Annotated in this window: 28 protein-coding genes and 1 tRNA gene; 13 read left to right on the forward strand and 16 right to left on the reverse strand. The window is 69.8% G+C overall.

All coding sequences use genetic code 11. The features are described 5' to 3' along the window. Window position 1 precedes the first annotated feature (1 nt). Window positions 2-667 carry a hypothetical protein gene (locus tag DWB77_RS20290; RefSeq protein ID WP_120722597.1) on the reverse strand — a complete coding sequence of 222 codons (666 nt, stop codon included), beginning with the start codon at window positions 665-667 and terminating at the stop codon, window positions 2-4. A 164-nt stretch (window positions 668-831) separates the two neighbouring features. Here DWB77_RS20290 and DWB77_RS20295 point away from each other — a divergent pair, with 164 nt between their 5' ends. Beyond that, window positions 832-2,148: a HAMP domain-containing sensor histidine kinase gene (locus DWB77_RS20295; protein WP_120722598.1), complete on the forward strand. Its 1,317-nt coding sequence runs from the start codon at window positions 832-834 to the stop codon at window positions 2,146-2,148. 35 nt (window positions 2,149-2,183) lie between these two features. Here DWB77_RS20295 and DWB77_RS20300 read toward each other — a convergent pair whose 3' ends face one another. From DWB77_RS20300 to DWB77_RS20350, 12 genes are all read right to left on the reverse strand, one after another. Further along, a complete protein-coding gene (locus DWB77_RS20300; protein ID WP_120722599.1) occupies window positions 2,184-3,458 on the reverse strand; it encodes a COG4705 family protein in 1,275 nt (424 codons plus the stop codon). Between the two features lie 38 nt (window positions 3,459-3,496). After that, the gene (locus DWB77_RS20305) at window positions 3,497-4,753 is read right to left on the reverse strand and encodes a sensor histidine kinase (RefSeq protein WP_120722600.1); all 1,257 of its coding nucleotides are present in this window, start codon (window positions 4,751-4,753) and stop codon (window positions 3,497-3,499) included. Continuing rightward, window positions 4,744-5,397 carry a response regulator transcription factor gene (locus tag DWB77_RS20310; protein WP_120722601.1) on the reverse strand — a complete coding sequence of 218 codons (654 nt, stop codon included), beginning with the start codon at window positions 5,395-5,397 and terminating at the stop codon, window positions 4,744-4,746. Before DWB77_RS20310 ends, DWB77_RS20305 begins: the two co-directional genes overlap by 10 nt. A gap of 232 nt (window positions 5,398-5,629) precedes the next feature. Beyond that, window positions 5,630-5,923 carry a DUF6087 family protein gene (locus tag DWB77_RS20315; RefSeq protein ID WP_120722602.1) on the reverse strand — a complete coding sequence of 98 codons (294 nt, stop codon included), beginning with the start codon at window positions 5,921-5,923 and terminating at the stop codon, window positions 5,630-5,632. A gap of 28 nt (window positions 5,924-5,951) precedes the next feature. Then, window positions 5,952-7,124, reverse strand: a complete 1,173-nt coding sequence (tgmC, locus tag DWB77_RS20320; RefSeq protein ID WP_120722603.1) for an ATP-grasp peptide maturase system methyltransferase — start codon at window positions 7,122-7,124, stop codon at window positions 5,952-5,954. Next, window positions 7,121-8,086, reverse strand: a complete 966-nt coding sequence (gene tgmB / locus DWB77_RS20325) for an ATP-grasp ribosomal peptide maturase (RefSeq protein WP_120722604.1) — start codon at window positions 8,084-8,086, stop codon at window positions 7,121-7,123. The genes tgmC and tgmB overlap by 4 nt, the downstream gene beginning before the upstream one ends. Next, window positions 8,086-8,340 (reverse strand): putative ATP-grasp-modified RiPP, encoded by a 255-nt coding sequence (tgmA, locus tag DWB77_RS20330; protein ID WP_120722605.1) that lies wholly within the window; start codon window positions 8,338-8,340, stop codon window positions 8,086-8,088. The genes tgmB and tgmA overlap by 1 nt, the downstream gene beginning before the upstream one ends. Window positions 8,341-8,470: 130 nt before the next feature. Continuing rightward, window positions 8,471-8,605 carry a hypothetical protein gene (locus DWB77_RS39305; protein ID WP_281280012.1) on the reverse strand — a complete coding sequence of 45 codons (135 nt, stop codon included), beginning with the start codon at window positions 8,603-8,605 and terminating at the stop codon, window positions 8,471-8,473. A gap of 512 nt (window positions 8,606-9,117) precedes the next feature. After that, a complete protein-coding gene (locus DWB77_RS20335; protein ID WP_120722606.1) occupies window positions 9,118-9,420 on the reverse strand; it encodes a hypothetical protein in 303 nt (100 codons plus the stop codon). Beyond that, complete coding sequence (locus DWB77_RS20340; RefSeq protein ID WP_162952575.1) at window positions 9,413-10,021, reverse strand: hypothetical protein; 609 nt, start codon at window positions 10,019-10,021, stop codon at window positions 9,413-9,415. The genes DWB77_RS20335 and DWB77_RS20340 overlap by 8 nt, the downstream gene beginning before the upstream one ends. Before the next feature lie 22 nt (window positions 10,022-10,043). Further along, window positions 10,044-10,574: a DUF6415 family natural product biosynthesis protein gene (locus DWB77_RS20345; protein ID WP_162952576.1), complete on the reverse strand. Its 531-nt coding sequence runs from the start codon at window positions 10,572-10,574 to the stop codon at window positions 10,044-10,046. A 23-nt stretch (window positions 10,575-10,597) separates the two neighbouring features. Further along, window positions 10,598-11,014, reverse strand: a complete 417-nt coding sequence (locus tag DWB77_RS20350) for an ATP-binding protein (protein WP_120728014.1) — start codon at window positions 11,012-11,014, stop codon at window positions 10,598-10,600. 241 nt (window positions 11,015-11,255) lie between these two features. Between DWB77_RS20350 and DWB77_RS37905 the strand changes: the two genes are divergently transcribed. Continuing rightward, window positions 11,256-11,885, forward strand: coding sequence for a hypothetical protein (locus DWB77_RS37905; RefSeq protein WP_162952577.1), 630 nt, complete (start codon window positions 11,256-11,258; stop codon window positions 11,883-11,885). Window positions 11,886-11,900: 15 nt separating this feature from the next. Here DWB77_RS37905 and DWB77_RS20355 read toward each other — a convergent pair. Further along, a tRNA-Gly gene (locus tag DWB77_RS20355) sits at window positions 11,901-11,974 on the reverse strand. A 231-nt stretch (window positions 11,975-12,205) separates the two neighbouring features. Between DWB77_RS20355 and DWB77_RS20360 the strand changes: the two genes are divergently transcribed. The 3 genes from DWB77_RS20360 (at window position 12,206) to DWB77_RS20370 (ending at window position 13,567) form a co-directional block, all read left to right on the forward strand. Continuing rightward, the gene (locus tag DWB77_RS20360) at window positions 12,206-12,391 is read left to right on the forward strand and encodes a hypothetical protein (protein WP_120722609.1); all 186 of its coding nucleotides are present in this window, start codon (window positions 12,206-12,208) and stop codon (window positions 12,389-12,391) included. Between the two features lie 91 nt (window positions 12,392-12,482). Beyond that, window positions 12,483-13,058, forward strand: a complete 576-nt coding sequence (gene dcd / locus DWB77_RS20365) for a dCTP deaminase (RefSeq protein ID WP_120722610.1) — start codon at window positions 12,483-12,485, stop codon at window positions 13,056-13,058. Between the two features lie 2 nt (window positions 13,059-13,060). Further along, window positions 13,061-13,567, forward strand: coding sequence for a phosphoribosyltransferase (locus DWB77_RS20370; RefSeq protein WP_174248590.1), 507 nt, complete (start codon window positions 13,061-13,063; stop codon window positions 13,565-13,567). Window positions 13,568-13,666: 99 nt separating this feature from the next. On the opposite strand, the gene DWB77_RS20375 is transcribed toward DWB77_RS20370, so the two are convergent. Further along, entirely contained in the window at window positions 13,667-14,620 is a 954-nt protein-coding gene (locus DWB77_RS20375) for a Yip1 family protein (protein WP_120722611.1), read from the reverse strand. Window positions 14,621-14,817: 197 nt separating this feature from the next. Beyond that, the gene (locus DWB77_RS20380) at window positions 14,818-17,109 is read right to left on the reverse strand and encodes a (Fe-S)-binding protein (RefSeq protein ID WP_120722612.1); all 2,292 of its coding nucleotides are present in this window, start codon (window positions 17,107-17,109) and stop codon (window positions 14,818-14,820) included. A 250-nt stretch (window positions 17,110-17,359) separates the two neighbouring features. Between DWB77_RS20380 and DWB77_RS20385 the strand changes: the two genes are divergently transcribed. The 8 genes from DWB77_RS20385 (at window position 17,360) to DWB77_RS20420 (ending at window position 25,585) form a co-directional block, all read left to right on the forward strand. Further along, window positions 17,360-18,217, forward strand: a complete 858-nt coding sequence (locus tag DWB77_RS20385) for an NAD-dependent epimerase/dehydratase family protein (RefSeq protein ID WP_246033581.1) — start codon at window positions 17,360-17,362, stop codon at window positions 18,215-18,217. A 12-nt stretch (window positions 18,218-18,229) separates the two neighbouring features. Further along, window positions 18,230-19,285 carry an MraY family glycosyltransferase gene (locus tag DWB77_RS20390; protein ID WP_120722614.1) on the forward strand — a complete coding sequence of 352 codons (1,056 nt, stop codon included), beginning with the start codon at window positions 18,230-18,232 and terminating at the stop codon, window positions 19,283-19,285. 68 nt (window positions 19,286-19,353) lie between these two features. Beyond that, window positions 19,354-20,124: an FkbM family methyltransferase gene (locus tag DWB77_RS20395; RefSeq protein ID WP_246033890.1), complete on the forward strand. Its 771-nt coding sequence runs from the start codon at window positions 19,354-19,356 to the stop codon at window positions 20,122-20,124. A gap of 148 nt (window positions 20,125-20,272) precedes the next feature. Beyond that, window positions 20,273-22,123: a molecular chaperone DnaK gene (gene dnaK, locus DWB77_RS20400; protein WP_120722616.1), complete on the forward strand. Its 1,851-nt coding sequence runs from the start codon at window positions 20,273-20,275 to the stop codon at window positions 22,121-22,123. After that, window positions 22,123-22,761: a nucleotide exchange factor GrpE gene (grpE, locus tag DWB77_RS20405; RefSeq protein WP_120722617.1), complete on the forward strand. Its 639-nt coding sequence runs from the start codon at window positions 22,123-22,125 to the stop codon at window positions 22,759-22,761. The genes dnaK and grpE overlap by 1 nt, the downstream gene beginning before the upstream one ends. A 45-nt stretch (window positions 22,762-22,806) precedes the next feature. After that, window positions 22,807-23,994 carry a molecular chaperone DnaJ gene (dnaJ, locus tag DWB77_RS20410; protein ID WP_120722618.1) on the forward strand — a complete coding sequence of 396 codons (1,188 nt, stop codon included), beginning with the start codon at window positions 22,807-22,809 and terminating at the stop codon, window positions 23,992-23,994. A gap of 1 nt (window position 23,995) precedes the next feature. Beyond that, window positions 23,996-24,463 (forward strand): heat shock protein transcriptional repressor HspR, encoded by a 468-nt coding sequence (locus DWB77_RS20415; protein ID WP_120722619.1) that lies wholly within the window; start codon window positions 23,996-23,998, stop codon window positions 24,461-24,463. 147 nt (window positions 24,464-24,610) lie between these two features. Beyond that, window positions 24,611-25,585, forward strand: a complete 975-nt coding sequence (locus DWB77_RS20420) for a LuxR C-terminal-related transcriptional regulator (protein ID WP_120722620.1) — start codon at window positions 24,611-24,613, stop codon at window positions 25,583-25,585. Window positions 25,586-25,739: the final 154 nt, after the last annotated feature.

Genomic DNA, 25,739 nt, shown 5'->3' on the forward strand with positions numbered 1-25,739 from the left:
CTCACCGCCAGGCGAAGGAGTCGCTGATCGTCCGCCACGGGTCGACGTTGTCGGCGTTGACCGGGCCGGACAAGGTCACGTCCACCTCGTGACCGGCTCGGTAGTAGGCGTACCGCTCGAAGGCGTCCCGCGCGACTTTCCCGGTGACCGGGTTCTTCGCGGAATCCGCCTGGTAGGTCAGCAGGACGACGCGGCCTGCGTGCCGGTCGACCTCGGACACTTTGGGGGAGGCGAACTTCGGCATCTGGTTGTGAAGCTGCGGGACGACCGTGCTGGTGACTGAGGCGACGGTAGGAGCGGCGGACGCCGAGGTGGCCGTGATCTGGACCGTGTTCAGCTTGTCCGTGAACTGCGTCGTGTCATGGCCGACGGTACGGGCCCAGCCCTCGGGAACCTTGAGGGTGAATCCCGTGAAGGTGCCACTGGCGGGCTGGTAGGGGACGTACGCCTGGTTGTCGGGGATGTCTCCGGGCGGGTTGGTCTCGGTGGGCGCCGGCGTTGAGTTGTTCTGCCGATTGCCGCTGTGTGCGGTGAAGTGCGAGTAGGCCGCGGCCGGTGGCGTTGAGGCGGACCCGCTGTGCGGTTGGGAGCCGGAACAGCTGACGGCCGCCGCAGCGATCATCGTCAGCCCGGCGACGGCGGCGGCTGTCCGTGCGTGAAGTGCCATGGCAACTGTCCTTCCAGAGCGCGCCGACGAGCCCGTCAGCAGGACGGTCATGGCAACCACGCTAGGAGCCGGCCGGTTAGCGTCCGGCTCGGCGACGGTTAGACGACGGCAAAAGCGTGTGCCGCATCGACCCGACCCGCACAGCGGCCCGCATGATGAAGGGCATGAGACAGCGCGTGGTGAAAGTCGCCCTGACCGCCGCGCTGGTCGCCGTCCTCCTCCTCGCCATCCCGCTGGCCTGGGCCATCAGATCGACGCTCTACACCGCCCAGCGCGACACCCTGGAACGGGCAGCTCTCGCCGCCGCGGTAGACGTCAGCCCCGACTACCAGGGAGGCGACCCGGTGGAACTGCCCGCACCCCCGGCCGGCGCGCGCCTGGGCCTGTATGACGCCCAGCTCAGGCTGCGGGCCGGTGACGGCTCGCAGCCGGGTGACGCACCCGTCCGCCGGGCCCTTGCCGGAGTGGCCGTGCGGAGCCAGTCGGGCGGCGACCTGGTCGTCGCCGTGCCCGTCTCCCACGCCGAGCAGGTCATCGGAGTCGTACGGGCCTCCTCTCCCGTCAGCGCGGTACGCGACCGGGTCCTGGCCGTGTGGGGCCTCCTGCTGGGCGTGGCCGCAGTCGCACTGGTGGTTGCCGTCCTTGTCGCCCGCCGTCAGGCACGGGCGTTGGCCGCACCGCTGGAGGACCTCTCGCGGCACTGCCGCGCTGTCACCGCCGGTGACCTGAGCGCCCGCGCCGCTGTCGGCGGCATCGCCGAGATCGACCAGGTCGCCCGCACCCACAACGAGATGCTGCACGGCCTCTCCGAACTCCTGCGCCACGAGAGGGACTTCACCTCCAACGCCTCCCATCAGCTGCGTACGCCCCTGACCGGATTGCAGCTCGCCCTGGAGGCGGGGCTGGAACAGCGCGACGACGCCCGGCTGCGGCCCGTCGTCGAGGAGGCACTGGCAACCACCCGCCGCCTCCACGACACCGTGGAAGAGGTGCTGCGACTGTCCGGCTCCCGCGGCCTGCCGAGGCCGCATCCCGCCGACCAGCCAGTGGAAGACGTGCTGACGGCGTCCATAGAGCACTGGCACGGCGTTTTCGCCGGCGTGGGCAGGCGCCTGGAGTACGTCAGTGGCGACGTGCCCGGGGATGTCCGCGTCTGCGGCGGGCCCGTGACCGAGATCCTCGATGTCCTGCTGGACAATGCCCGCACCCACGGGCACGGCACGGTATGGGTCAAGGTCCGCGATCTCGACGACGCTCTCGCCTTCGACGTCACCGACGAGGGCGAGACGCACGGTGACACGGCGCGGGTGTTCGACCGTGGGCACACCGGTAGCGGGGCGGGTACGGGGATCGGCCTCGCCCTCGCCCGCGACCTGGCCGCATCGTTCGGTGGGCGGCTCTCCCTGACCAGCCGAACGCCCACCACTTTCACCTTGCTCGTGCCCATGTCGCACACGGAAGCCGACGTCGCGCCTCGGTGACCACTGGCGCCTCCGGCCGGGCGATGTGCGCTCTGTCAGCCCAAGTCCGCAAGGAGAGCGTTCAGTTCGCTCTCCTGCTGTGCCGGAGGCATCGGGGGGTTGTCGTGGTCGATGCCGAAGGTCTTGAGCATTTTGTCCATCTGGGCGTCGATGGAGGTCCAGCCGGTGTCGTCGAGCGGCTGGAGCGAGTCCTGGTCGGCATCCCACAGGTCACGCAGCGACTGGGCGGCCGCATGCGCCCCGGCGGCGTTCCCCGAGCGGGCGTCGTTGAGCGAGGTGGATGCGAGGGTCCGCAGCGCGCCGACCTTAGCGGGCGGGAACGCCTTCACCGCCTGACCAGGCGGCAGCTGGACGGCGGAGGTGGTGTCGGTCTCCGGCGCCGGACCGACGTGCGGCTGGGCGTGAGCCCAGCTCAGCAGGGCCGCGGTGGCGACGGCAAGCACGCCGAAGCCGGCCAGCGCGATGCGCTCCTTGCGTGGGTTGCCGGTGACCTGTGCGGCGTGGGTCGCCTCGTGGGTCTCGGTCACATCCGCGCGCGTCACCGTCAGGTAGACGACCGTCGCCAGGATCAGACCGAGGAAGATCAGGCTGGTGGTGAACGTGCCCAGTGCGAGACCGGTCGGGTCGCCCGGGTTCTGCGCGACCTTGGGCGAGGCGAGCCAGTCGCCGATGTTCGCACCCAGCGGGCGGGTCAGGATGTAGGCGAGCCAGAAGGACAGCACCGGGTTCGCGCCGAACCGCCACAGCCCGGTGATCGCCGCGATCAGGCCGAGCGGCAGCAGCACCGCGGCGCCCGGGCTCCAGCCGGTCAGCTCCAGAGTCCAGTCGCCGGTGGCGGTGCCGAGCGCGAAGGTGACCAGGACCGCCAGCCAGTAGAAGGACTCCCGCGGCAGGGTCGTGACCGAGTGGATCGACAGCGTGCGCTCGCGCAGCCACCACACACCGAAGACCACCGCGAGCAGCACCGAGAAGACCGCGGAGCTGATCCAGAGCGGCACGTTCAGCTGGTCGGTGAGGATGTCGGTGTACAGGGTGCCCGTGACGCTGACAACGACGACGGTCAGCCAATAAGGGAACGGGACGTAGCGCTTCAGCCGCAGCTGGACAGCCAGGACCACCACGAACACCGCGGTGAAGATCCAGGCCGTGTTCACCAGGCCGACGCCCAGCCGGGTGTTGATCCAGTCGGCGAAGCTCTCACCAACCGTCGTACACAGGACCTTGATCACCCAGAACCAGATGGTGACTTCGGGGACCTTGTTGAGCATGAGCCGCCCGCGGCGTGTGCGTGCTTCGGTTGTCGTTGTCATGCGGGGAGGTTTACGCAGGGAACCTGCAAGCAACCTGACTACACGGCTGGGAGCGTCACCTCTACGTGACCGCGGCCGTCCGCGATCGCGCGGACCTCCACCCCGGCCGAGGCGGCGATGCGCCGGGCCACCGGCAGCCCGAGCCCGTACCCGTCGCCGCCGGTCACACCGGCTTCGAAGACCCGGTCGACCTCCATTGGATCGAACCCGGGGCCGTCGTCCAGGACATCGACGACGACTTTCTCACCCTGGATGCGCGCGGTGATCCACACGCGTGATCGTGCGTGGCGCAGGCCGTTCTCCAGCAGGGGTGACATCAGCGACACGACGACATCGTCCGCCACGGCGACATGGGCCTTGGCGGGAAAGTCGATCTCGACCGCGCGGCCGGCGATCGCCTGGCGCGCGGCGGAGAGGAGATCGCATCGGGTCCCGGCGTCTGTCCGTGCGCGCGCGGCGTGCAGAAGCGTCGTGATCGCCGCGTTGAGCCGGTCGACCTCGCTGAGCACCGCCTCCGGCTCCACCGGTTCGCCGGACAGCTGCGCCAGCTGCGCCTCGCCCCGAAGGACTGTGAGGGGTGTCCGCAGCTCGTGGGCGATCTCGTCGGTGAGCCGGCGCTCGTCCGCCAGCGCGTTGTCGACGCGCTCCAGGAGGCGGTCCAGGGTCTGTCCCAGTTCGCCGAACTCATCGCGTGGGGCTCCGAGGTTGAAGCGGCGCCCGGGTTCGTGATGGCCCCAGTCATCGGCGAGGGAGGCCATCTCATGGACCACCCGCATCGCGCGGCGCACCACAAGGTGCGCGACACCGCCGGCGAGGAGGATGGCGAGACCGCCCAGTACCAGCGACAAGGTCAGACTGTGCTGCTCGGATGTCTCATAGGGTGTGAGGTCCACTCGGACGATCACCATGACGTGGTGGCCGTCGACCGGGACCTCCCGCGCGTACAGGAGGTAGTGCCCGACCGTGGCCGTCTGCGATCGCCCTGAGCCTGCCATCGCCTCGACGCGCGCGACCATGCCGGCCGGAACGTTCCCGTCGATCAGGCGGCCGTCGGCATAGACCCAGGCGACCTCGTCCAACGCCTCGCTGTTGTTCTCCGTCAGTACGATACGGCCGCCCACCTCGGTGACGTTCGCCGCGACCGCCTCGGCGCGGGTACGCGCCAGGTCGAGCGCATCGGTGTCCGTCACCCGGCTCAGCAGCACATGCGAGACCATGACCAGGATCGCCACCACGACGGTGGCGATCAGCACCGTGAGCGCGACGACCCTCCGGCGAAATCGCGTCAGTGCCATCGGTAGCCCACGCCGCGAACGGTCACCAGACGCCCGGCCACACCCAGCGGACCGAGTTTGGTCCGCAGCCGACGCACGAAGGAGTCGAGAGTGTTGTCACTGACCTGCGCTCCGTGCGGCCAGCCGGCCGCGATGAGGGCGTGCCGGCGTACTGCGTCGCCCTGCGAGGCGATCAAGCGGCCCAGGAGCCGGAACTCGGTCGGGGTCAGGCTCTGGCTCACCGAGTCATAGGTCACCACATGCTTCGCCGGGTCGAGGGAGACCTCGCGCGGTGCGGAAGCCACGGTGGCCCGGCGCAGCAGCGCTCGGACGCGGACCAGCAGTTCCGGGATGTCGAAGGGTTTGGTCATGTAGTCGTCGGCGCCGGCCTCGAAGCCGCCCACCTTGTGATGCAGGCCGTCCAGGGCGGTGAGCATCAACACCGGGGCGTCGACACCACGCGCCCGAAGGGCCAGACAGACGTCGCGGCCGTCGGCGTCCGGGAGCCCGAGATCAAGGACGACCAGTTGGGGCACCGTCGCGAGCTGCCGCAGCAGACTGCCGGCCGTGGCGGCGACGGAGACGGTGTGGCCGTCGTGTTCCAGGGCGCGCTTGAGGATGCCGCGGACCGCCGCATCGTCCTCGCACACCAAGATGAGAGCCACAAGCTGACCCTAGATACTCCCGTCCCGGTTCTCCATCTGCCCTGGTCAGCCGCCCGACGGTCTGGAACACGCCACTGATGACGCACGTCCGTGCCCTCTGCTGGAGCCGCGACGGCCGGGCACGACTGGCCGAGCCGCAGCAGCGGGGGGACGCAGCAGGACTTGGGCCCCCTATGCGAGGGCCCCAGCTCGTTCACCCGGGGTGAACGCACGTGACGGCGCCGTGAGATGCCTACGGCTTTCGGTGTCTGCCCCTGCCAGGGGCGAGCGGCTGCCCCGCGAGGCCGGGCGAGCCGGCGGCGAGCTTATTGGCCTCGGGGAACAGGATGCGCTTGGTCTCCGCGAGACTTGTGGCGAATCCGTACGGCTCCCAGGCATGCCCGTTCCACCGCTCGATGGCGCGTGGCGCGTCAGGGCTCACATGCGAACCCTTGGGGCTGTTGCCCGAGACGATCGGGACGGCGCGCAGCCGGCCGATCTTCGAGTCCCGGCGCTCTGCCCACTCCGACAGAGGTTCCTCGACCATGCGCCAACCCTAGCGGCCCTTCACAGGCTCAATAAGCAGCGTCGAGGCGATGCTCCCATCGCAGTTCCGGGTGATCGCGGATCCAGTACGTATGGGACGTGGCCGTGATCCGGAGCTGTACGGCGGTGATGTCGGGGTTCCCTGCGGCCTGCCAGGCGATGAGGGTCCGCTCGACCCTGTCCCACAGGGCCACGGGGCCGCCCTGGCGGACGACCCAGCCAACACCGTCAGGCTTGAACTGCGCGAAGGATTCGCGCTCAGGGTCGAAGAGGTGGAGCAGTTGGGCGCCGTCGCTTGTGGCAGCACGGACGAAGTGGGCGCCGGGGACGGAAAGCTGGGCGAGGAAGGCGGGTACCCATTCCTCCAGTCTGAGTGGCGACACCCTGGCCTCTCGCTCGCTGTCGGCGTACGCGGTACGGGCCGACAGGTCACCAGCCACGGGGGTAACTGCCTGGGCGCGGGCCTGCATGAACGAGGAGCGCCCGACGATCGAACCCTCGGCGGTGCCGTTCTCGTTGACGGTGACCTTCGCGAGGGCGGTTCCCCAGGGCCAGGAGCCCACGGTGCTGAGGATGATCCCGCCGGGCTTCGTCTGCCTGACCCAGGTGTATGGGATGCGGCGGACGGCACAGGTGGCGATCACCCGGTCGTAAGGCGCTCGGCGCGGGTGGCCAAGGAGTCCATCGCCGGTCACGGTCCAAGTCGAGTAACCGACTGTCTCCAGGGCAGCATCAGCGCGCGCCGCCACCTGCGGGTCGACCTCGACCGTGGTGACGTTGTCCTCGCCGAGGTAGTGGCACATCAGGGCCGTGGAGTAGCCGGTGCCAGTACCGATCTCCAGGACGCGGTGTTCTGCCTTGAGGTCCAGGGCCTCGATCATGCCCACGACTGTGGTCGGGTCGGTTGAGGAGGACGTCGGTACGCCCGCGACGGGTTCGCTGACCTGATCTGCGGTGAGGTGGCCGTCAAGCTGGGTGGTCAGAGTGTCGACGCTGTAGGCGGTCTTCAGCCACTCGTCCGGGTCCGTCCCGAGGGCTGTGACGGGGCGCCAGTTCCGCCCTTCGTCGAGGAAAACTCCGGGGTGGAGGAATCGCTCGCGCGGCACGCTCTCCACAGCACCGCGCAGCCAGGGAAGTGTCAGGACGCCCTTGTTCGCGAGGTCGGCGGCCATGCGGTGCCGCTCGGACGCGGAGCCTGTCATTGGCTGTCTCCTTGCGTGAGTAGGTCGGCGAAAGCTGCGGACATCGGGAGGCCGGTCTCCGTCTCCAGCCACCCCCATTGGCCGTTGGGGTTCAGCTCCAGCCACCAGTAGTCCCCTGCGCGGTCCACCGCGAGATCGAAGCTCCCTGATGCCAGCTCCATGCGGTGCAGGTAGGCGTGCAGGGCTCTGTCCACCCGGTCGGGGATGTGCTCAACGGTGTAGGTCAGGGCGCTGTAGTCCTTGCGCCAGTCCAGCAGTTCGGATTCGATGCGCACGGCGAACGTGTGCCGGCCGACGATCAGGACGCGGAGATCGGCGACCTTGTCCACCCGAGCCTGGAACAGATGAGGGGTGACGCGGATGCTCTCATCGATCTCCTCGGAACGGACGGGGTCAGCCCACCCGGTCACCGGCACACCGTCACGTGTGTACGGGGTCCATCTCAGCGTCTTGTAGAGCGTGCCCCCCTGGTCGCGGATGAACTCGCGTGCCTCGCCGGGGTCGTTGGTGACAAGGGTGGGCGGGACGGCGAGGCCGAGGCGCTGGGCGAGTGCGAGCTGAGCAGGTTTGTAGTCGGCCGCAGCGATTCGTAACGGGTGGTTGACCCAGAGCGGGCCGTCCAGGGCGTAGAGGGTGCCACCGAGCCCGTAGCGGACTTGTGCTGCCGCAAATCGGGAGTCATCGGAGGACAGGCGGGGGAACAAGGGCCACTCGGGGCGGCGCCAGTACACCGACCTGATCTGGGTCAGATCCGCGGTTCTCGACGGGGTACGCACCTGCCCGACCACGGGGGCCGGGCAGGTGCCGAACCGAGCCGAGACCGTGAGGTCCCCGCCGATGTCAGCGGGATTGAACCTGACGACCGGCACATCGCGCCGGTTGATTTCGGTGATGACCATGTCGGCGGTGATGTCGTCCGCCTCCGTGGCCACCAGGACCGGCCTCTTCTCGGCGTTTGTCATCAGTCCTGGTTGCTGTCCTGGTCGTGGCCCTGGTCGTTCTTGGAGTCGGAGTTCGTGGTCGTGGACGTCTCGGTGCCGGAGCTCGTGCCGTGCTTGCCCATCTCGACCACGAGACCGGTGCGGTCGCGGAAGACGCCGAGCTGGGTGGCAGGGTTGATGGTGATCGTGGCGTGCGGCCGGTAAGTGGTGGTCGGGTACGGCGCCAGGCGGCCGATTCCCCACGGGCGGGCAGTGGTCTGCGTAGCGCTCGTCACGGCTACTCCTCTGGTGAGTGGTTGGACTGTTGGGTGGCGCGGCCGGCCTCGGGGGGAAGCCGGCCGCGCCGGACCGCCCGGCTCGACCTGTCCAGGGTTGCTCCGGGCGGAGTATGCGGGCGACGCCGCGTCAGGCCATGAGCACGGCGTACGCGGCGAGCGGCTCGGCCGCGTCGGGGTCGCCCTCGCCGTCCTCGGTAGCAACCTCGGTGTCGCTTTCGACGACCTCGGCCTGGTCGGCCTCGGTCTCCGCGATAGCGGGCATCGCGCCTTCCCCTTTCTCTCGTCGTTCCCGGCCCCGTTGGGTCGGGACGCCCATCCGCCCGTCGAAACGGGGCTGGGCACCGCCACCGGATGGGCTACCGAGCGTGATGAGTGCCGGCGCCCTAGGAAGCCTCTGCCGGGGGTGGAAGTCCTTGAGAGCAGTTCCGATCGCGGGGCTCCGGGAGGAGGCCGCGCGTAGAAGCTGCTCCGCTCTGCTGCCGCCCGTTGGAATCCTCGGCGAGGCTGGCCCTTAGACGCTGGAGTGAGCGCTCGGCGTACTTCGGCGAGCCCCACTCCGGCGAGCGTGTCGCCGCAACCACGTCGCGCAGCCTGTCCAGGCGCCGATACAGCTCACGATGTGCGACGTGCCTGTACCACCACTCCTCGAACCACCAGCACACGAGCCAGAATCGGTCCTGGAGAGTCGTTCCGGGCGGATGCAGAATCCGCTGCACGTTGCGCTCCTCGTTCGAGAGCACCGGCCTTCGGCGGAGAGTCCTCCTCATCGGCTCGCTACCTCGGGGGGAAAGAGGCGAGGGTCAGCGCTACGAGCACACCCATGACGGCCAGGTACGTGTAGAGGACGTGGACGACCACGGGGCACTGCTCGCGCATCGCCTTCAGGGCGGCGAACCCGGTCTTGCCCTGGGCCTCGGCGCGGAACCCGAAGGGGGAGATGGACAAGTAAGTTCCCTCGGCCGGCATGTCTGCGCCGCCCATGTCCTCGGCCATGGCGTCGAAGGCGTCGTAGCGCTCGAAGCGCCTCTTCATGGCCAGGTAGGTGTAGATGCGGCGCGGGTTCCAGAACTCAGGCATGACTGACTGCCCCTCTTTCTGTGGGTGCGGGTGGGTACTGGCGGGGAGAGGGCTCAGGCAGCTCGACCACAGTGACCTTGCACAGTTCACGGATGAGCTGAGAGGCCAACACGCCGGTTGCAATGGGCCGGTACTGAACGCCCGACACGCCCCAAAGGCGCGGCTGACCCACACGCAGCGGTACGAACTTGCGGGCGAACGGGCACTGCTCGACCGCCACGTGCGCGCACTGCACGCACAGCGGGGGCATGTTGGTCAGCGAGCCCTCGGGCCACGACGGTGGGTCCTGCGATGTACGCCAGTCCAGGAACAGCCAGCCCTCTTCGGTCCGACTCGCGGGCATGGAGCAGACCTGACAGAGCAGGTCGAACATGGCTTCGCGCTGGCGCTCAGGGTCCATCGAGCTGTAGATCGGGTTGGCCTGGGGTGACCTGTCCTTGAGCGGTGGCCGGTCGGTGCGGGCCCAGAGCACGCCGCCACGGTCGCGGTCGTCGGCCTGCATGACCTTGTAGGCGAGCCGTGGCCACGGCGCGAAGTCGACCGTCAGGTCGGACAGCGGGGCGGGCAACTCGTCGTCGTACGCAACGACGAATGGTCTCACGGTGGGGGTGACGGCCGTCTTATTAGGCACCGGCTGGTTCCTTCGATTCCGCGGAGGTGTCCCAGCCCTCCCGGGTCAACAGGGAGAGGAGATCCCGCGCCGTCTGGGCCGCATACCTGGCGTTTGTCCGCGACGGCCGGCGCACGTCGTCGGCTAAGGCCCGCGCGCGGGTGACCATCTCGCGGACTACGACTCGCCCCACGTCCAACTGCGTCTCCGCCACCTCGGCGAGAGCGGCGAGGTGCCCCTGAAGGGTGAGAAGCGTGGCATCGAGCTCACCGTCCTGCGCCTGGTCCAGATGGCTGCTCAGCACGTAGTCCGCCGTCTGCTGGATGGCCTCGACGGTGATGCGGACAGGGACGTCGCCGCATTCCGCGGCTTGCTGGCGCCGCATCGCGTCGAGGAACCGTTTGAGGAGGTCCGTCTCCGGCGCGACCCCCTCGGAAACGGCAAACCCCCGTTCGGGGAGGGGCTGTGTCCAGGCTGATCCGCGCTCGCGGTTCTCGGCTGGCCCGCGCCACCCCGAACTCCGAGGAACGATGGAGAAGGTCATCCTTCGCTTCGCGTGTCTGGCCATCAGGCTCGCTCCCCATCGCGAAGCTCCGCCCATACGACCTTTCCCCACGGCTCTCGGTCGTAGCCCCAACGCCAGCTCATCGCGTCCACCACAAGGAGCCCACGCCCGCTCTCCTGGCCGGCGTCGGGGCGTCCCAGCTCCGGCGTGACACGGGACTTGTCGGCGACGCCGATCCGGACCACGCCGCTGCCCGGCCGATGAACGCTGACGCGAACCCAGCGGCAAGCGGTGTGATTGATGGCGTTGGCGACGAGTTCGGAGACGATGTACAGCCCAGCGTCGACCAGCTCGTCCGCTCCCCATGCATTGAGGGCGGCAGAGACGAGTAAGCGGGCACGGCGGGCGGACTCCGGCTCGCACGGCCAGGTCTCGGTGTAGCCGGGGGCACCTGTCCCAGTTGGTCGGGCGGCTGTCATGGTCACGGGGCTTCCCTCCGGGGTGGAGCGGCTGGCCTTGAAGGGGGGAGGCCGGCCGCTCTCCTCCATGCAGCGAGCACCGGGGGTGGCGCCTCTTCGCTGCGGCGGTGGTGGCGAGAGACCAGTGCACCGCCGCCGCTTCGCCCACGACAGGTGATTTCTTCAGATGCCGACGGGGTGACCCCGGTGATTTTTACCTTCGGGGTGTCGCGCTTGATGGCCGCGCCGCTACCTTGCGGCTGTGGGAGTGAACCGCAAGCTCGCTGCGGCTATGGATGCCTGCCAGATAAAGCAGGTGGAGTTAGCCCGACGCATCAACACGGAGATCGGGGCCCTGACGGGGCGAGAAGGCCACGTCACTGACCGAGACATCCGGAGGTGGCTGGACGGCAAGACTCAATGGCCGCAGGCCAAGCAGCGGGTGTGCGTCGAGAAGGTACTCGGTCGTTCAGCTATCGACCTGGGCTTCGTTCCCCGGTCCAAGAGCGCAGCACAAGCACCACCGGAGGACCCGATGTACCGTCGTACTCTTTTCGCCGCCGCCACCGGAACAGCCGTCGCACTCACAACGGGCGCCGCGCGCCCTCGCCTCGGCCAGAGCGACGTGAACCGCTTCCGTGCCGAGTACGCCGAGATCGTCGCGGATGACCAAGCACTCGGCGGTGCCCAGCAGGTCGAGAACCACGCCGTAGAACTGGCCATGCGAATCAAGTCTTCACTGGCGGCGGGAGGCGCATCTGCCTGGGTGCGGACAAAGCTCTACTGCCTGGCCTCGGACGTCACATGCTCGGCGGCCTTCGCCGCCATCGACGCTCAAGCCCGAACCCGCGCCCGAATTGGTCTGGACAACAAACAAGGCCCCGGTCGTTGACCTGGGCCTTAGTAATGGAGCGAGTGACGGGAATCGAACCCGCGCTCTAAGCTTGGGAAGCTTATGTTCTACCATTAAACTACACTCGCATGATCATTTCCCCACGGGGAAGCGATCGTTGCTCACTGTACCCCATGCTCGGCCCCCGGCGGATCAAGCCGGGGGCCGTCGCGTTGTGTCGGGGGTGGATCCCCGTGCGGGTGCCGGGAGTTGGGGCGTACCGTGGTGGGCGCCCGCGGGGTCGGAGTGCCGCGTGTGCCGTCGTCCTGTTCATCCCCTAATGTGGTGTTTTCTCCGTTCACGCTTGTTGGGGAAGGGACTTGAGCGACTTGATGGACTCGTTGGAGCGCACCGTCGTCCGCTGCGCCGAAGGGCATGTCTTCGCCACGGATTCGTTTCCGATGCAGCAGCTCGGCTCCGGCCGGATCGGGCCCGGCCGGCTGATCCGGTGCCCGCGATGCGCGCGGTTGCGTCATGCCGTGCCGGTGCCGGGCGAGCAGCGGTAGAGGCGAGCAGGGGCAGAGGCGAGGAGTAGGCCGCAGGCGCGCGGAGTCGTCCGATTGGGGCGGGGCCGTGCGCCTTGCGTATCCTCGGGGCGTGCTTCTCTCAGACAAGGACATCCGGGCCGAGATCGATGCCGGGCGGGTACGCATCGATCCCTACGACGAATCCATGGTGCAGCCGTCGAGCATCGACGTGCGCCTCGACCGCTTCTTCCGGGTGTTCGAGAACCACCGCTACCCGCACATCGACCCCGCCGTCGAGCAGGCGGACCTCACCCGGCTCGTCGAGCCGGAGGGGGACGAGGCGTTCATCCTGCACCCCGGTGAGTTCGTGCTCGCCTCGACGTACGAGGTCATCACCCTCCCCGACGACCTCGCCAGCCGCCTGGAGGGCAAGAGTTCGCTCGGGCGCCTCGGGCTCGTCACGCACTCCACCGCCGGGTTCATCGACCCCGGGTTCTCCGGGCACGTGACCCTCGAGCTGTCCAACGTCGCCACGCTGCCGATCAAGCTGTGGCCGGGGATGAAGATCGGGCAGCTCTGTCTGTTCCGGCTGACGTCGTCCGCCGAGGAGCCCTACGGCTCCCAGCGGTACGGCTCGCGCTACCAGGGCCAGCGCGGACCCACCGCCTCGCGGTCCTTCCTCAATTTCCATCGGACCCAGGTGTGAGCATGAACGACCAGAACGACGTGCGCGAGAACCTCACCTACGAGAAGTTCGGCGGGGCCATCCGCGAGCTCGCGCAGACCATCGCCGACGACGGCTACGAGCCCGACATCGTGGTCTCCATCGCGCGCGGCGGCGTCTTCGTGGCCGGCGGCCTCGCCTACGCCCTCGACTGCAAGAACATCCACCTGGTGAACGTGGAGTTCTACACCGGCGTCGGCACCACGTTGGAGATGCCGGTCATGCTGGCCCCCGTGCCCAACGCGATCGACTTCTCCGGCAAGAAGGTGCTGATCACCGACGACGTCGCCGACACCGGCAAGACGCTGAAGCTGGTGTACGACTTCTGCGTCGCCCATGTCGCCGAGGTCCGCAGCGCCGTCATCTACGAGAAGTCCCACTCCCTCGTGAAGTGCGAGTACGTGTGGAAGCGCACCGACGACTGGATCAACTTCCCCTGGTCCGTCGAGCCTCCCGTCGTACGGCGTGAGGGCCAGGTGCTCGACGCCTGAGCAGCACCCACGGCAACGCGAAGGCCCCGCCCGGGGGAACCCGGCGGGGCCTTCTGCTCGCCTGCCGCGTACGGCTAGGTCCTCGTCCGCCGCGTACGGCTAGATCGTGCCCAGCTTGATCAGCGAGAGCAGCGCGACCAGTTGGATCGCTGAGGCGCCCAGCGCCTTCGGCCAGGGCAGGTCGTGGGACTTGCTCACCATCGACGTGAACAGCGCGCCGGCCGCCAGCCAGGTCACCCAGCCGAGCACCTGCACCACGCCGTTGTCGCCGCCCAGGAACAGGGCCAGGAGCAGGCGCGGGGCGTCCGTCAGGGCCATGATCAGCATGGAGAGGCCCACCGTCGGCTGCCACGCGCCGTCGCCGCCGAGCTGGCGGGCCATCGTGTGCGTCACCGCGCCCAGGATCAGGCCGCCGATCACGAAGACCACGCCGGTGACGAGGACCACCGGGACCGCCGTCGCCAGGGTGGTGCTGATGACGTCCTCGCGGGCCTTGTCGAAGCCGAAGATCGCGAGCATTCCGTAGAGGAACGTGATGATCAGCGCCGGGCCCCACACGGGGTAGTCCCGCATCTGCCAGAACGTCGGGCCCGGCCGCATCACGACGCCGGACACGAGCTCCTTCCAGGGCAGCCGGGGGCCGCTCGGGGCCGGTGCCGCGCCCGCGCGGTAGGTCGCGCCGTCGCCGTACGGGTCCTCGCCGACGCTGAACGCCTGGGTGTGGCCCGGGTTGTTCGCGTACGGGTCCTCGGCGGGGGCGTAACCCTGCGGGCCGCCCTGCCCCTGGTAGTACGGGTCGCCGAAGTACTCCGGCTCGTCCTGCCGCGGGTAGGGCTGCCGGTAGTGCGGCCCGCCGTCACCGTACTGCGGCGGCTGTCCCTGCCCGTAGCCCTGCGGTCGCTGCTGTGCCTGCCCCTGCCCATGCCCGTACTGCGGCTGCTGCCGATCGCCCGGCCACTGCTGTGCCGGCGCCTGCTGCTGCCCTTGCTGTTGCGGTTGCCGCGGGGGGCGGTTGTTGTCCCGGCCGCCGCGTCCCATCCTGAATCCAGCCACGAATCGAACGTACCTGTTCCGCCGGGGTGCCAACCGGGGGCGGCCGGAACCGGGCGCCTTTGCGGCTGAGCTGTGACATCCCCCAGGGGGCATCCCCCAGGGGGCGACGCGAAGCGGCCGGCTCCGCCCCTCGGGCAGAACCGGCCGCTTGCCTGTGCGTACGGGCGCGTACGGGCACGTACGCGGGCACGGCGGTGTTACTTCACCGGCTCCGGCTCCGGTGCGTCCACGGCCTCCGCGTCGCCGGCCGGGTCCGCCGGGGTCTTCACCGAGTCGAGGAGCAGCTGGGCCACGTCCACGACCTGGAGGTTCTCCTTGGGCTTGACGCCCGTGGCGGAGCCACTTTCGGATGCGGCCTTCTTGCCGTTGACGGAGTCCGTCAGCATGACGAGGCAGAACGGGCAGGCCGTCGAGACGATGTCCGGGTTGAGGGAGAGGGCCTCGTCCACGCGCTCGTTGTTGATGCGCTTGCCGATCCGCTCCTCCATCCACATCCGCGCACCACCGGCGCCGCAGCAGAAGCCGCGCTCCTTGTGGCGGTGCATCTCCTGCTGGCGCAGGCCCGGGACGGCCGACATGATCTCGCGCGGGGGCGTGTAGACCTTGTTGTGGCGGCCCAGGTAGCACGGGTCGTGGTAGGTGATCAGACCGTCCACCGGGGTGACCGGGACCAGCTTGCCCTCGTCGATGAGGTGCTGGAGCAGCTGCGTGTGGTGGATGACCTCGAACTCGCCGCCCAGCTGCGGGTACTCGTTCGCGATCGTGTTGAAGCAGTGCGGGCAGGTCGCGACGATCTTCTTCGACGACTTCGGCTTCTTCGTCTCCGGATCGTCCTCGTCCTCGCCGTACGCCATGTTCAGCATGGCGACGTTCTCCTGGCCGAGCTGCTGGAACAGCGGCTCGTTGCCGAGGCGGCGGGCCGAGTCACCGGTGCACTTCTCGTCGCCGCCCATGATCGCGAACTTGACGCCCGCCATGTGCAGGAGCTCCGCGAAGGCCTTGGTGGTCTTCTTGGCCCGGTCCTCCAGGGCGCCCGCGCAGCCGACCCAGTACAGGTAGTCGACCTCGGTGAGGTCCTCGATGTCCTTGCCGACGATCGGGACCTCGAAGTCGACCTCCTTGGTCCACTCCACGCGCTGCTTCTTGGCGAGCCCCCAGGGGTTGCCCTTCTTCTCCAGGTTCTTGAGCATCGTGCCCGCCTCGGACGGGAACGCGGACTCGATCATCACCTGGTAGCGGCGCATGTCGACGATGTGGTCGATGTGCTCGATGTCGACCGGGCACTGCTCGACGCAGGCGCCGCACGTGGTGCAGGACCACAGGACGTCGGGGTCGATGACACCGTTCTCTTCGAGGGTGCCGATCAGGGGGCGCTCGGCCTCCGCGAGGGCGGCGGCGGGAACGTCCTTCAGCTGCTCCTCGGTCGCCTTCTCGTTCCCCTCCATGTCCTTGCCGCCGCCCGCGAGCAGGTACGGGGCCTTCGCGTGCGCGTGGTCGCGCAGGGACATGATGAGGAGCTTGGGCGAGAGCGGCTTGCCCGTGTTCCAGGCGGGGCACTGCGACTGGCAACGCCCGCACTCGGTGCAGGTGGAGAAGTCGAGGATGCCCTTCCAGGAGAAGTGCTCGATCTGCGAGACGCCGTAGACGTCGTCCTCGCCCGGGTCCTCGAAGTCGACGAGCTCGCCGTTGGAGGCCATCGGCTGGAGCGCGCCGAGCGCGACGCCGCCCTGCGCCTCGCGCTTGAAGAAGATGTTCGGGAAGGCCAGGAAGCGGTGCCAGGCCACGCCCATGTCGGTCTTCAGGGCGACGGTGATCATCCAGATGAAGGACGTCGCGATCTTCAGGCCGGCGAAGAAGTAGGTCAGGTTCTGGAGCGTGGACAGGTCCATGCCGCGGAACCACGAGACGACCGGGTACGAGACGAAGAACGAGGCCTCGTAGCCGTCGACGTGGTGCTGGGCGCCTTCGAGGGCGTGCAGCGTGAAGATGCAGATGCCGACGATGAGGATGACGGCCTCGACGAAGTACGCCTGGCCCGTGTTCGAGCCCGCGAAGCGGGACTTGCGGCCCGGGCGGCCCGGCCGGTTCAGCTGCCGGATGACGATGAGCGTCAGGATGCCGAGCGTCGTCATCGTCCCGAGGAACTCGACGAACATGTTGTACGGCGGCCACTCGCCGATGATCGGCAGGATCCAGTCGGCCTGGAAGAGCTGGCCGATGGCGTTGACGATGGTCAGGAGCAGCGAGAAGAAGCCCACGGCCACGAACCAGTGCGCGAAGCCGACGATGCCCCACTTGTTCATGCGGGTGTGGCCGAGGAACTCCTTGACCACCGTGATCGTGCGCTGCGCGGGCTCGTCCGTGCGGGTACCGGCCGGCACGTTCTGGCCGAGTCGCACGAAGCGGTAGATCTGCACGATGGCACGGCCGAACAGCGCTACGCCGACCGCGATTAGGACCAGCGACACGATGATCGCGGCGAGTTGCATGAGGGGGCTCCTCGGGCCTGCGAGGTGGGGTACGGGGGACGGGCTCGAACGGATTACTAAGCAGTAACTTATCCAGTCCACCTGAGCGTACCCACTTCTCACGCCGCACTGTAGCCGCGCAGGCGGTGATCTGTGTCGCTCAGCGTGCCCTGAGGGGCGACGGGATATCCATCGTGTTATTCACCACATATAGGGACATAACAAACTAACTTGTTGTCGTCCACGACGATCGAACCGAATGGGCGTCCCCATGCCAGCTCCCGCCACGTACCTCGTCACCGGTGGTGCCGGATTCATCGGCTCGCACCTCGCCGATGCGCTGCTCGGCCAGGGCCACACCGTGATCGTGCTCGACGACCTGTCCACCGGCGCCCGCGCCAACCTCGCCGCCGCCTGGTCCGACCCCCGGCTGCGCTTCGTGCGCGGCTCGGTCCTGGACGAGCGCATGGTCGACGAACTCACCGCGCGCTGCGACACCGTGGCCCATTTCGCCCCCGTCACCGGCACCGTCGCAGCCGCCGCCCTGCGCCACGGCAGGAGGCTGCTGATCGCCGCCGCGGACGCCTGCGGCGAGGCGGCGGCGGGCGCCACCGTGGTGCGGCACGGCGACACCGTCGGGCCGCGCCAGTCGCCCGTGCACGCCACCGTGCTGACCCGGCTCGTGCGCCGCGCGGTCGCGGGCGAACCGCTCGCCGTGCACGGCGACGGCGACCGCTCCTACCGCTTCCTCGACGTCGCCGACGCCATCGAGGCGCTGCTCGCCCTGCTCGTCCACCCGGGCGCGGCGGGCGGCGAGTTCGACATCGTGGGCGACCAGGAGATCGCCGTCCTCGCCCTCGCCGAGCGCACGGTGGCCCGCAGCGGCAGCGCCTCCCCGGTCCGCCACTTCCCGTACGTCGTCGACCGCGTCCCGCACCGCGCGTTCGCCCAGAGCGCGCCCCGGCCCCTGGACGCGACGCGGCTGCGCGAACTGACCGGCTGGCGGCCCCTGCGCGGGCTCGACGACCTCCTCGACGCGGCCATCGCCCGGGCGCGCGGCGAGGCCCCGGTCGTCCTGCCCGGCCTTCGAGCGCCCGCCGCCTCGCCGGCCGGCCAACACCTCGGCTGAGGGGGCGCCGACATGCTGCACGGGCTCGCGGCCGCGACGGCCGCCCTCGTCCTGTCCGCCGTGCTCGCGGCCCTCGTCCGCGCCCTGATGCTGAGGTTCGGCCGCGGGGGCGGCGACACCACCCCGCACCTGGGCGGCATCGCCGTCGCCGTCGCCACCCTCGGCGTGGCCTGCGCGGGGCCGCTGCTCGGCGTCGCCGCGCTCGGCGCGGGGGTGGCGCCGCTGCTCGCCGCGGCCGGGGCGGTCGCGCTGCTCGGCCTCGTCGGCGACCTGCGCCCGCTGGGCGTACGGGTCCGCCTGGTCGCGCAGGCCGCCGCCGCCACCGTGGTGGTCGCGCTGGCCGGGCTCGCGCCGGGTGCGGGCGCGCTCGCGGTGGTGTGGATCGTGGTCGTCACCAACGCCTTCCAGCTCCTGGACAACTCCGACGGCGCGATGGGCGCGGTCGCCGCCGTCACCGCGCTCGGCCTCGCGGTGTGCGCGATCGCCGAGGGGCGCCCGGGACACGGGCTGCTCCTGAGCGTGCTGGCCGCGGCCCTCACCGGTTTCCTGCTCCACAACTGGTATCCGGCGCGCATCCACCTCGGCGACTGCGGCTCCCTGTTCACCGGTTTCCTGCTCGCCGCGTCCGCGGTGACCGTGCACACCCGGGCGCCAGGGGAGCAGACGGTGGCCGAACTGTTCGCGCTGACGCTCGTCGTCCTCACCGACACCGTGCTCGTCCTGGTCTCCCGGGGCCGCGCCGGCCGTCCGCTGCTGCGCGGCGGGGGCGACCACATCGCGCACCGGCTGCGGAAGGTGGGCCTGACCACCCAGGGTTCGGCCGTGGTGCTCGGCGTCGCGTCGCTGGCCGCCACGGTCGTCGGGCTCCAGATCCACGACGGGCGCCTCGGCCCGGTCGCGGCGCTGCCCCTGGCCCTCGCCGTGCCCGTCGGGGTGGTGCTGCTGCTGAAGGTCCCGGTGTACGGGCCCGCCTCGCGCCGCCGCGCCCCCCGGGCCCGCACCCCTCGCACCCCCCGCAGCACCGCCGCCGCCTCCGCCCCCGTCGACCTCGCCAGGGGCCGCGGATGACCCCCTCGATCCCCCTGACAGCGCCGACGGCGCTGACGACGCTCACAGCAAGGAGCTGTAGGCACGTGATGGAGAACCTTCTGCGCGGGCTCCGCCGCCTGGTGCGCCGCCTCGGCGTCGACGTCGTACGCCACCGTCCCGGCGGCCGTGAACTGGTGCGGCTGCTCGGCCGGTACGAGATCGACCTGGTCCTCGACATCGGCGCGCACCGGGGCGACTTCGGCGCCGACCTGCGCGAGGCCGGCTACCGCGGCCGCATCGTCTCCTTCGAGCCGCTGCGTGAACCCCGCGCCGAACTGCGCCACCGCGCCGCCCTCGACGACACCTGGAGCGTGCTGCCGTACGCCCTCGGCGACCGGAGCGGCACCGCCACCCTCAACATCTCCGGCGACTGCGGCCCCGCCAGCTCCCTGCTGCCGATGCTGCCCCGCCACCGCGCCGCGGCCCCCCGCACCGCGTACACCGGCGACGTCTTGGTGCCCGTGCGGCGCCTGGACGAGGTGTGGGAGCAGGTCACCGCGCCCGGCGAGCGGGTCTTCGTCAACCTCGACGTGCCGGGGTGCGAGGCCCAAGTCCTGGGCGGGGCAGGGCAGTTCGCGGACGAGATCTGCGGGGTGGCGCTCCGGGCGCCGCTGGTGCCGCTCTACGAGGGCGGCACGCTCTTCGACGAGCTGCTCGCGCTGACCCGCGACGGGCTCGGTCTGACGCTGATGTCGCTGGAGCCGGGGTTCACCGATCCGCGCGACGGCCGGATGCTCCGGTGCGGCCTGGTGCTGTTGCGCGAGGACGGTCCAGCGGTCGGCGAGCACGTCCCCGCGCAGGCGGCGGCGGTGCTGTAGGAGCTTTCCTGACCTGCGGAAACGCAATCCATTGCGGATAAGCGCAGGATAAAACTTGAGTCGGTCGGACTCAGCTCTGTTGACGCGATGCGAGCCGTCATGCATCCTTGAGCCAGATCCACTCAAGTAGTCATCTGGAGGCACCGAAATGGCACGTGCGGTCGGCATCGACCTGGGCACGACTAACTCCGTCGTCAGCGTTCTTGAAGGCGGCGAGCCCACCGTCATCACCAACGCAGAGGGCGCCAGGACCACGCCGTCCGTCGTCGCCTTCGCGAAGAACGGCGAGGTGCTGGTCGGCGAGGTCGCCAAGCGCCAGGCGGTCACCAACGTCGACAGGACCATCCGGTCGGTCAAGCGCCACATGGGCACCGACTGGAAGATCGAGCTCGACGGCAAGAGCTTCAACCCGCAGCAGATGAGCGCCTTCATCCTTCAGAAGCTGAAGCGCGACGCGGAGGCCTACCTCGGCGAGAAGGTCACCGACGCGGTCATCACCGTGCCGGCGTACTTCAACGACTCCGAGCGCCAGGCCACCAAGGAGGCCGGCGAGATCGCGGGCCTCAACGTCCTGCGCATCGTCAACGAGCCGACGGCCGCGGCCCTCGCCTACGGCCTCGACAAGGACGACCAGACGATCCTCGTCTTCGACCTCGGTGGCGGCACCTTCGACGTGTCCCTCCTGGAGATCGGCGACGGCGTCGTCGAGGTGAAGGCCACCAACGGCGACAACCACCTCGGTGGTGACGACTGGGACCAGCGCGTCGTCGACTACCTGGTGAAGCAGTTCCAGTCCGGTCACGGCGTGGACCTGTCCAAGGACAAGATGGCGCTCCAGCGCCTGCGCGAGGCCGCCGAGAAGGCCAAGATCGAGCTGTCCTCGTCCACCGAGACCTCGATCAACCTGCCCTACATCACGGCGTCCGCCGAGGGCCCGCTGCACCTGGACGAGAAGCTCACGCGCGCCCAGTTCCAGCAGCTCACCAGTGACCTCCTGGAGCGCTGCAAGACGCCGTTCCACAACGTCATCAAGGACGCGGGCATCAACCTGTCCGAGATCGACCACGTCGTTCTCGTCGGTGGCTCCACCCGCATGCCGGCCGTCGCCGAGCTCGTCAAGGAGCTGACCGGCGGCAACGAGGCCAACAAGGGCGTCAACCCGGACGAGGTCGTCGCCATCGGCGCGGCCCTCCAGGCCGGTGTCCTCAAGGGCGAGGTCAAGGACGTCCTGCTCCTCGACGTCACCCCGCTCTCCCTCGGCATCGAGACCAAGGGAGGGATCATGACCAAGCTCATCGAGCGCAACACCACGATCCCGACCAAGCGGTCCGAGATCTTCACGACGGCCGAGGACAACCAGCCGTCCGTCCAGATCCAGGTCTACCAGGGCGAGCGCGAGATCGCGGCGTACAACAAGAAGCTCGGGATGTTCGAGCTGACCGGTCTGCCGCCGGCCCCGCGCGGTGTCCCGCAGATCGAGGTCGCCTTCGACATCGACGCCAACGGCATCATGCACGTGACCGCGAAGGACCTCGGCACGGGCAAGGAGCAGAAGATGACCGTCACCGGCGGCTCCTCGCTGCCGAAGGACGAGGTCAACCGGATGCGTGAGGAGGCCGAGCAGTACGCGGAGGAGGACCACCGCCGCCGCGAGGCCGCCGAGAGCCGCAACCAGGGCGAGCAGCTCGTCTACCAGACCGAGAAGTTCCTCAAGGACAACGAGGAGAAGGTCCCGGGCGAGGTCAAGACCGAGGTCGAGGCCGCCGTCGCCGAGCTGAAGGAGAAGCTCAAGGGCGAGGACACCGCCGAGATCCGCACCGCCACCGAGAAGGTCGCCGCCGTCTCGCAGAAGCTGGGCCAGGCCATGTACGCCGACGCCCAGGCGGCGCAGGGCGCGGCCGGCGCCGAGGGTGCCGAGCAGGCCCACCCCGCCGGTGACGACGACGTGGTCGACGCGGAGATCGTCGACGACGAGAAGCCGAAGGGTGGCGCCGCCTGATGACGGAGGAGACCCCGGGCTTCGAGGAGAAGCCCGACGTCCCCTCCGGCGCATCGGAAGACGCCGAGCCGAAGGCCGCCGACTCCTCCGAGGAGGGGAAGGCGGCCCCGGCCGGGGACGCAGCCAAGGACATCGCCCTTCAGGCCCAGCTGGACCAGGCCCAGACGGCGCTCACCGAGCGCACCGCGGACCTCCAGCGCCTCCAGGCCGAGTACCAGAACTACCGCCGCCGCGTGGAGCGGGACCGCGTCACGGTCAAGGAGATCGCCGTCGCCGGCCTCCTGACCGAGCTGCTGCCCACGCTCGACGACATCGGCCGGGCCCGCGAACACGGCGAGCTGACCGGTGGCTTCAAGTCGGTGGCCGAATCCCTGGAGACGGTCGCCGCGAAGATGGGCCTCCAGCAGTTCGGCAAGGAGGGCGAGCCCTTCGACCCGACGGTCCACGAGGCCCTGATGCACAGCTACGCGCCGGACGTCACCGAGACGACCTGTGTGGCGATCCTGCAACCGGGATACCGGATCGGTGAGCGTACGATCCGCCCCGCGCGGGTCGCGGTGGCCGAGCCCCAGCCGGGTGCGGCCGCCAAGGAGGAGAAGTCGGACGACGAGGAGAGCGGTGGCCCCGACAAGGGCTGACGCGGCGGTCATGGACGAAGTGATCGTTCGGAAGGAGGGACGTCGATGAACACGAAGGACTTCGTCGAGAAGGACTACTACAAGGTTCTCGGCGTCCCCAAGGACGCCACCGACGCCGAGATCAAGAAGGCGTACCGCAAGCTCGCGCGCGAGAACCACCCCGACGCCAACAAGGGCGACACCAAGGCGGAGGAGCGCTTCAAGGAGATCTCCGAGGCCAACGACATCCTCGGCGACCCCAAGAAGCGCAAGGAGTACGACGAGGCGCGCGCCCTGTTCGGCAACGGCGGCTTCCGGGCCGGGCCCGGGGCGGGCGCGGGCAGCTTCAACTTCGACCTCGGTGACCTGTTCGGCGGGCAGCAGCCCGGCGGGGGCGGCGCCGGTGCCGGCGGCTTCGGCGGCGGGCTCGGCGACGTGTTCGGCGGTCTGTTCAACCGGGGCGGCGCGGGAGCCGGAACGCGCACCCAGCCGCGCCGGGGCCAGGACCTGGAGTCCGAGGTGACGCTCAGCTTCACCGAGGCGGTCGACGGGGCCACGGTCCCGATCCGGCTCTCCAGCCAGGCCCCCTGCAAGGCCTGTTCGGGCACCGGCGACAAGAACGGCACCCCCCGGGTGTGCCCGACCTGTGTCGGCACCGGCCAGGTCTCGCGCGGCTCGGGCGGCGGCTTCTCGCTGACCGACCCGTGCGTGGACTGCAAGGGCCGCGGCCTGATCGCCGAGAACCCGTGCGACGTCTGCAAGGGCAGCGGGCGGGCCCGTTCCTCGCGCACCATGCAGGTCCGCATCCCGGCCGGGGTCAGCAACAACCAGCGCATCCGCCTTCGCGGCAAGGGCGCGCCGGGTGAACGGGGCGGCCCCGCGGGCGACTTGTACGTCGTCGTGCACGTCGACACCCACCCGGTGTTCGGCCGCAAGGACGACAACCTCACCGTCACGGTGCCGGTCTCCTTCACCGAGGCAGCCCTGGGCGCCGAGGTCAAGGTGCCCACGCTCGGCGGCCCGCCGGTCACCCTGAAGCTGCCGGCGGGAACCCCCAACGGCCGCACCATGCGGGCCCGCGGCAAGGGAGCGGTCCGCAAGGACGGCACCCGGGGCGACCTGCTCGTCACCGTCGAGGTGGCCGTGCCCAAGGAGCTGGACGACAAGGCCCGCGAGGCCTTGGAGACCTACCGCGAGGCGACCGCGGGCCAGGACCCGCGGGCTGAACTGTTCCAGGCCGCGAAGGGAGCATGAGATGGACCCGCGCCAGCGTCGACAGCCTCCGTTCGGCAACAGGGCCTATGAGTTGACCGACGAGACGCCGGTGTACGTCATCTCGGTCGCGGCCCAGCTCTCGGGTCTGCACCCGCAGACCCTGCGCCAGTACGACCGTCTCGGCCTGGTCTCTCCCGACCGCACGGCCGGGCGCGGCCGTCGCTACTCGGCCCGCGACATCGAACTGCTGCGAGCGGTCCAGCAGTTGTCGCAGGACGAGGGCATCAACCTGGCGGGCATCAAGCGCATCATCGAGCTGGAGAACCAGGTCGCCGCCCTCCAGGCGAGGGTCGCCGAGCTGTCCTCCGCGGTCGAGGGCGCGGCGCTCGCCATGCAGCAGCGCGAGGCCCAGGTGCACGCCTCCTACCGGCGCGACCTGGTCCCGTACCAGGACGTCCAGCAGGCCGGTGCGCTGGTCGTGTGGCGCCCCAAGAGGCCCCAGGAGTAAGCCGGTCGGCGCTTGTCGCCTTACGCCGCCGAGAGGCCCGCCGTCCCGTTGGGGGCGGCGGGCCTCTCGCGTGGGGTGATCGCGGTGAACCGGCGCCGTACGGGGGATAAGGTCATCGGGCTCGGTCGCAGGGAGGCGGGGGAGAGCATGGCGGAGCAGGTGCCGCATCCGCACGGCGCGGACCGGCTGTGCGCGCCCGCGGAACAGGCGTACGCGGAGGCCCTGCGGGCCGGGCGCATCCCCCGCGAGGCCGCGCGGGAGGCCGGCTGTCTGATCGATCTGGGGCTGCTGCACCCCGATCCGGCCGCCCCCGACTGGCTCCTGCCGACCTCCCCGCAGACGGTGATGGCGCGGCTGCTGCGCGGCATCCACGAGGACATCGCGGCGAGCCAGACCCGCACGGGCGCGGTGGTGGCGGCGTTCGAGCGCTTCGCGGCGCTGGGCGGGCCGGCGCCGTCGGGCGGCGAGGCCATCCGGGTCCTCGACGGCATCCCGCGCATCAACGCCGCCATCGACGACGCGATAGCCGGCTGCGCCACCGAGTCGCTCACCATCCAGCCCCGCGGCATCCGGCCCGAGCGCATCCTCTCCCAGGCGCTGCCCCGGGCCCTGGACATGCTCGACCGCGGGGTGCGCATCCGCACGCTCTACACCCATGTCGCGCGCTACGGGCCCGGTCTCGCGGACTACTTGCGCGAGCTGGAGGGCCGGGCGGTGGAGGTGCGCACCCTGGACGAGGTCACCGACCGCCTGCTGCTCTTCGACCGTACGGTGGCGATCATCCCGGCCGCCGCGGACGACACCAGCGCCCTGGAGCTGCGCCACCCGGCGCTCGTCGACTTCCTCGCCACCGTCTTCGAGCGGCTGTGGCGGCTCGCGGTGCCGCTGGCCGAGACGATGCCGGTGGCCACCGACATGGAGGGCGTCACCCATCGCGAGCGGGTCATCGCGGCGCTGCTCGCCGAGGGCCATCAGGACGCGGTGATCGCGCAGCGCCTCGGCATCAGCGTGCGCACCTGCCGCCACCACATCAGCCGGCTCGCCGCGGCGCTCGGCAGCGGCAGCCGCACCCAACTCGGCGTGCGCATCGCCCAGTCGGGCCTCGACGCCCACCCTCGGTGACCCGCGCCCCCGCGCGTTGTTCGGACATGTCGTCCTTTGACGCGCCTCCGGTTGATGCAGTGCAGCAACATGATGGTGGTGGCCGAGCGGCTCCCGATGCATCGTGGTGAGCAGTATGAACAGCTCGACTCGACGGGAAGCGGGGCCGGGAGGC

Origin of the sequence: Streptomyces hundungensis (assembly GCF_003627815.1) — a bacterium.
GTDB classification, from domain to species: Bacteria; Actinomycetota; Actinomycetes; order Streptomycetales; family Streptomycetaceae; genus Streptomyces; species Streptomyces hundungensis_A.

Bases quoted from the DNA above. Each gene is read 5' to 3' on its own strand.
- DWB77_RS20315 (WP_120722602.1), bottom strand. From the start codon at position 5,923: ATGGTCGAGGAACCTCTGTCGGAGTGGGCAGAGCGCCGGGACTCGAAG.
- DWB77_RS20300 (WP_120722599.1), bottom strand. From the start codon at position 3,458: ATGACAACGACAACCGAAGCACGCACACGCCGCGGGCGGCTCATGCTC.
- DWB77_RS20385 (WP_246033581.1), top strand. From the start codon at position 17,360: ATGCCAGCTCCCGCCACGTACCTCGTCACCGGTGGTGCCGGATTCATC.
- DWB77_RS20420 (WP_120722620.1), top strand. From the start codon at position 24,611: ATGGCGGAGCAGGTGCCGCATCCGCACGGCGCGGACCGGCTGTGCGCG.
- DWB77_RS20395 (WP_246033890.1), top strand. From the start codon at position 19,354: ATGGAGAACCTTCTGCGCGGGCTCCGCCGCCTGGTGCGCCGCCTCGGC.
- DWB77_RS20345 (WP_162952576.1), bottom strand. From the start codon at position 10,574: ATGACCTTCTCCATCGTTCCTCGGAGTTCGGGGTGGCGCGGGCCAGCC.
- DWB77_RS20415 (WP_120722619.1), top strand. From the start codon at position 23,996: ATGGACCCGCGCCAGCGTCGACAGCCTCCGTTCGGCAACAGGGCCTAT.
- dnaJ (WP_120722618.1), top strand. From the start codon at position 22,807: ATGAACACGAAGGACTTCGTCGAGAAGGACTACTACAAGGTTCTCGGC.
- dnaK (WP_120722616.1), top strand. From the start codon at position 20,273: ATGGCACGTGCGGTCGGCATCGACCTGGGCACGACTAACTCCGTCGTC.
- grpE (WP_120722617.1), top strand. From the start codon at position 22,123: ATGACGGAGGAGACCCCGGGCTTCGAGGAGAAGCCCGACGTCCCCTCC.
- DWB77_RS20390 (WP_120722614.1), top strand. From the start codon at position 18,230: ATGCTGCACGGGCTCGCGGCCGCGACGGCCGCCCTCGTCCTGTCCGCC.
- DWB77_RS20380 (WP_120722612.1), bottom strand. From the start codon at position 17,109: ATGCAACTCGCCGCGATCATCGTGTCGCTGGTCCTAATCGCGGTCGGC.
- DWB77_RS20350 (WP_120728014.1), bottom strand. From the start codon at position 11,014: ATGACAGCCGCCCGACCAACTGGGACAGGTGCCCCCGGCTACACCGAG.
- DWB77_RS20335 (WP_120722606.1), bottom strand. From the start codon at position 9,420: ATGCCTGAGTTCTGGAACCCGCGCCGCATCTACACCTACCTGGCCATG.
- DWB77_RS20290 (WP_120722597.1), bottom strand. From the start codon at position 667: ATGGCACTTCACGCACGGACAGCCGCCGCCGTCGCCGGGCTGACGATG.
- DWB77_RS20370 (WP_174248590.1), top strand. From the start codon at position 13,061: ATGAACGACCAGAACGACGTGCGCGAGAACCTCACCTACGAGAAGTTC.
- tgmB (WP_120722604.1), bottom strand. From the start codon at position 8,086: ATGACAAACGCCGAGAAGAGGCCGGTCCTGGTGGCCACGGAGGCGGAC.
- DWB77_RS39305 (WP_281280012.1), bottom strand. From the start codon at position 8,605: ATGCCCGCTATCGCGGAGACCGAGGCCGACCAGGCCGAGGTCGTCGAA.
- DWB77_RS20295 (WP_120722598.1), top strand. From the start codon at position 832: ATGAGACAGCGCGTGGTGAAAGTCGCCCTGACCGCCGCGCTGGTCGCC.
- DWB77_RS20305 (WP_120722600.1), bottom strand. From the start codon at position 4,753: ATGGCACTGACGCGATTTCGCCGGAGGGTCGTCGCGCTCACGGTGCTG.
- tgmC (WP_120722603.1), bottom strand. From the start codon at position 7,124: ATGACAGGCTCCGCGTCCGAGCGGCACCGCATGGCCGCCGACCTCGCG.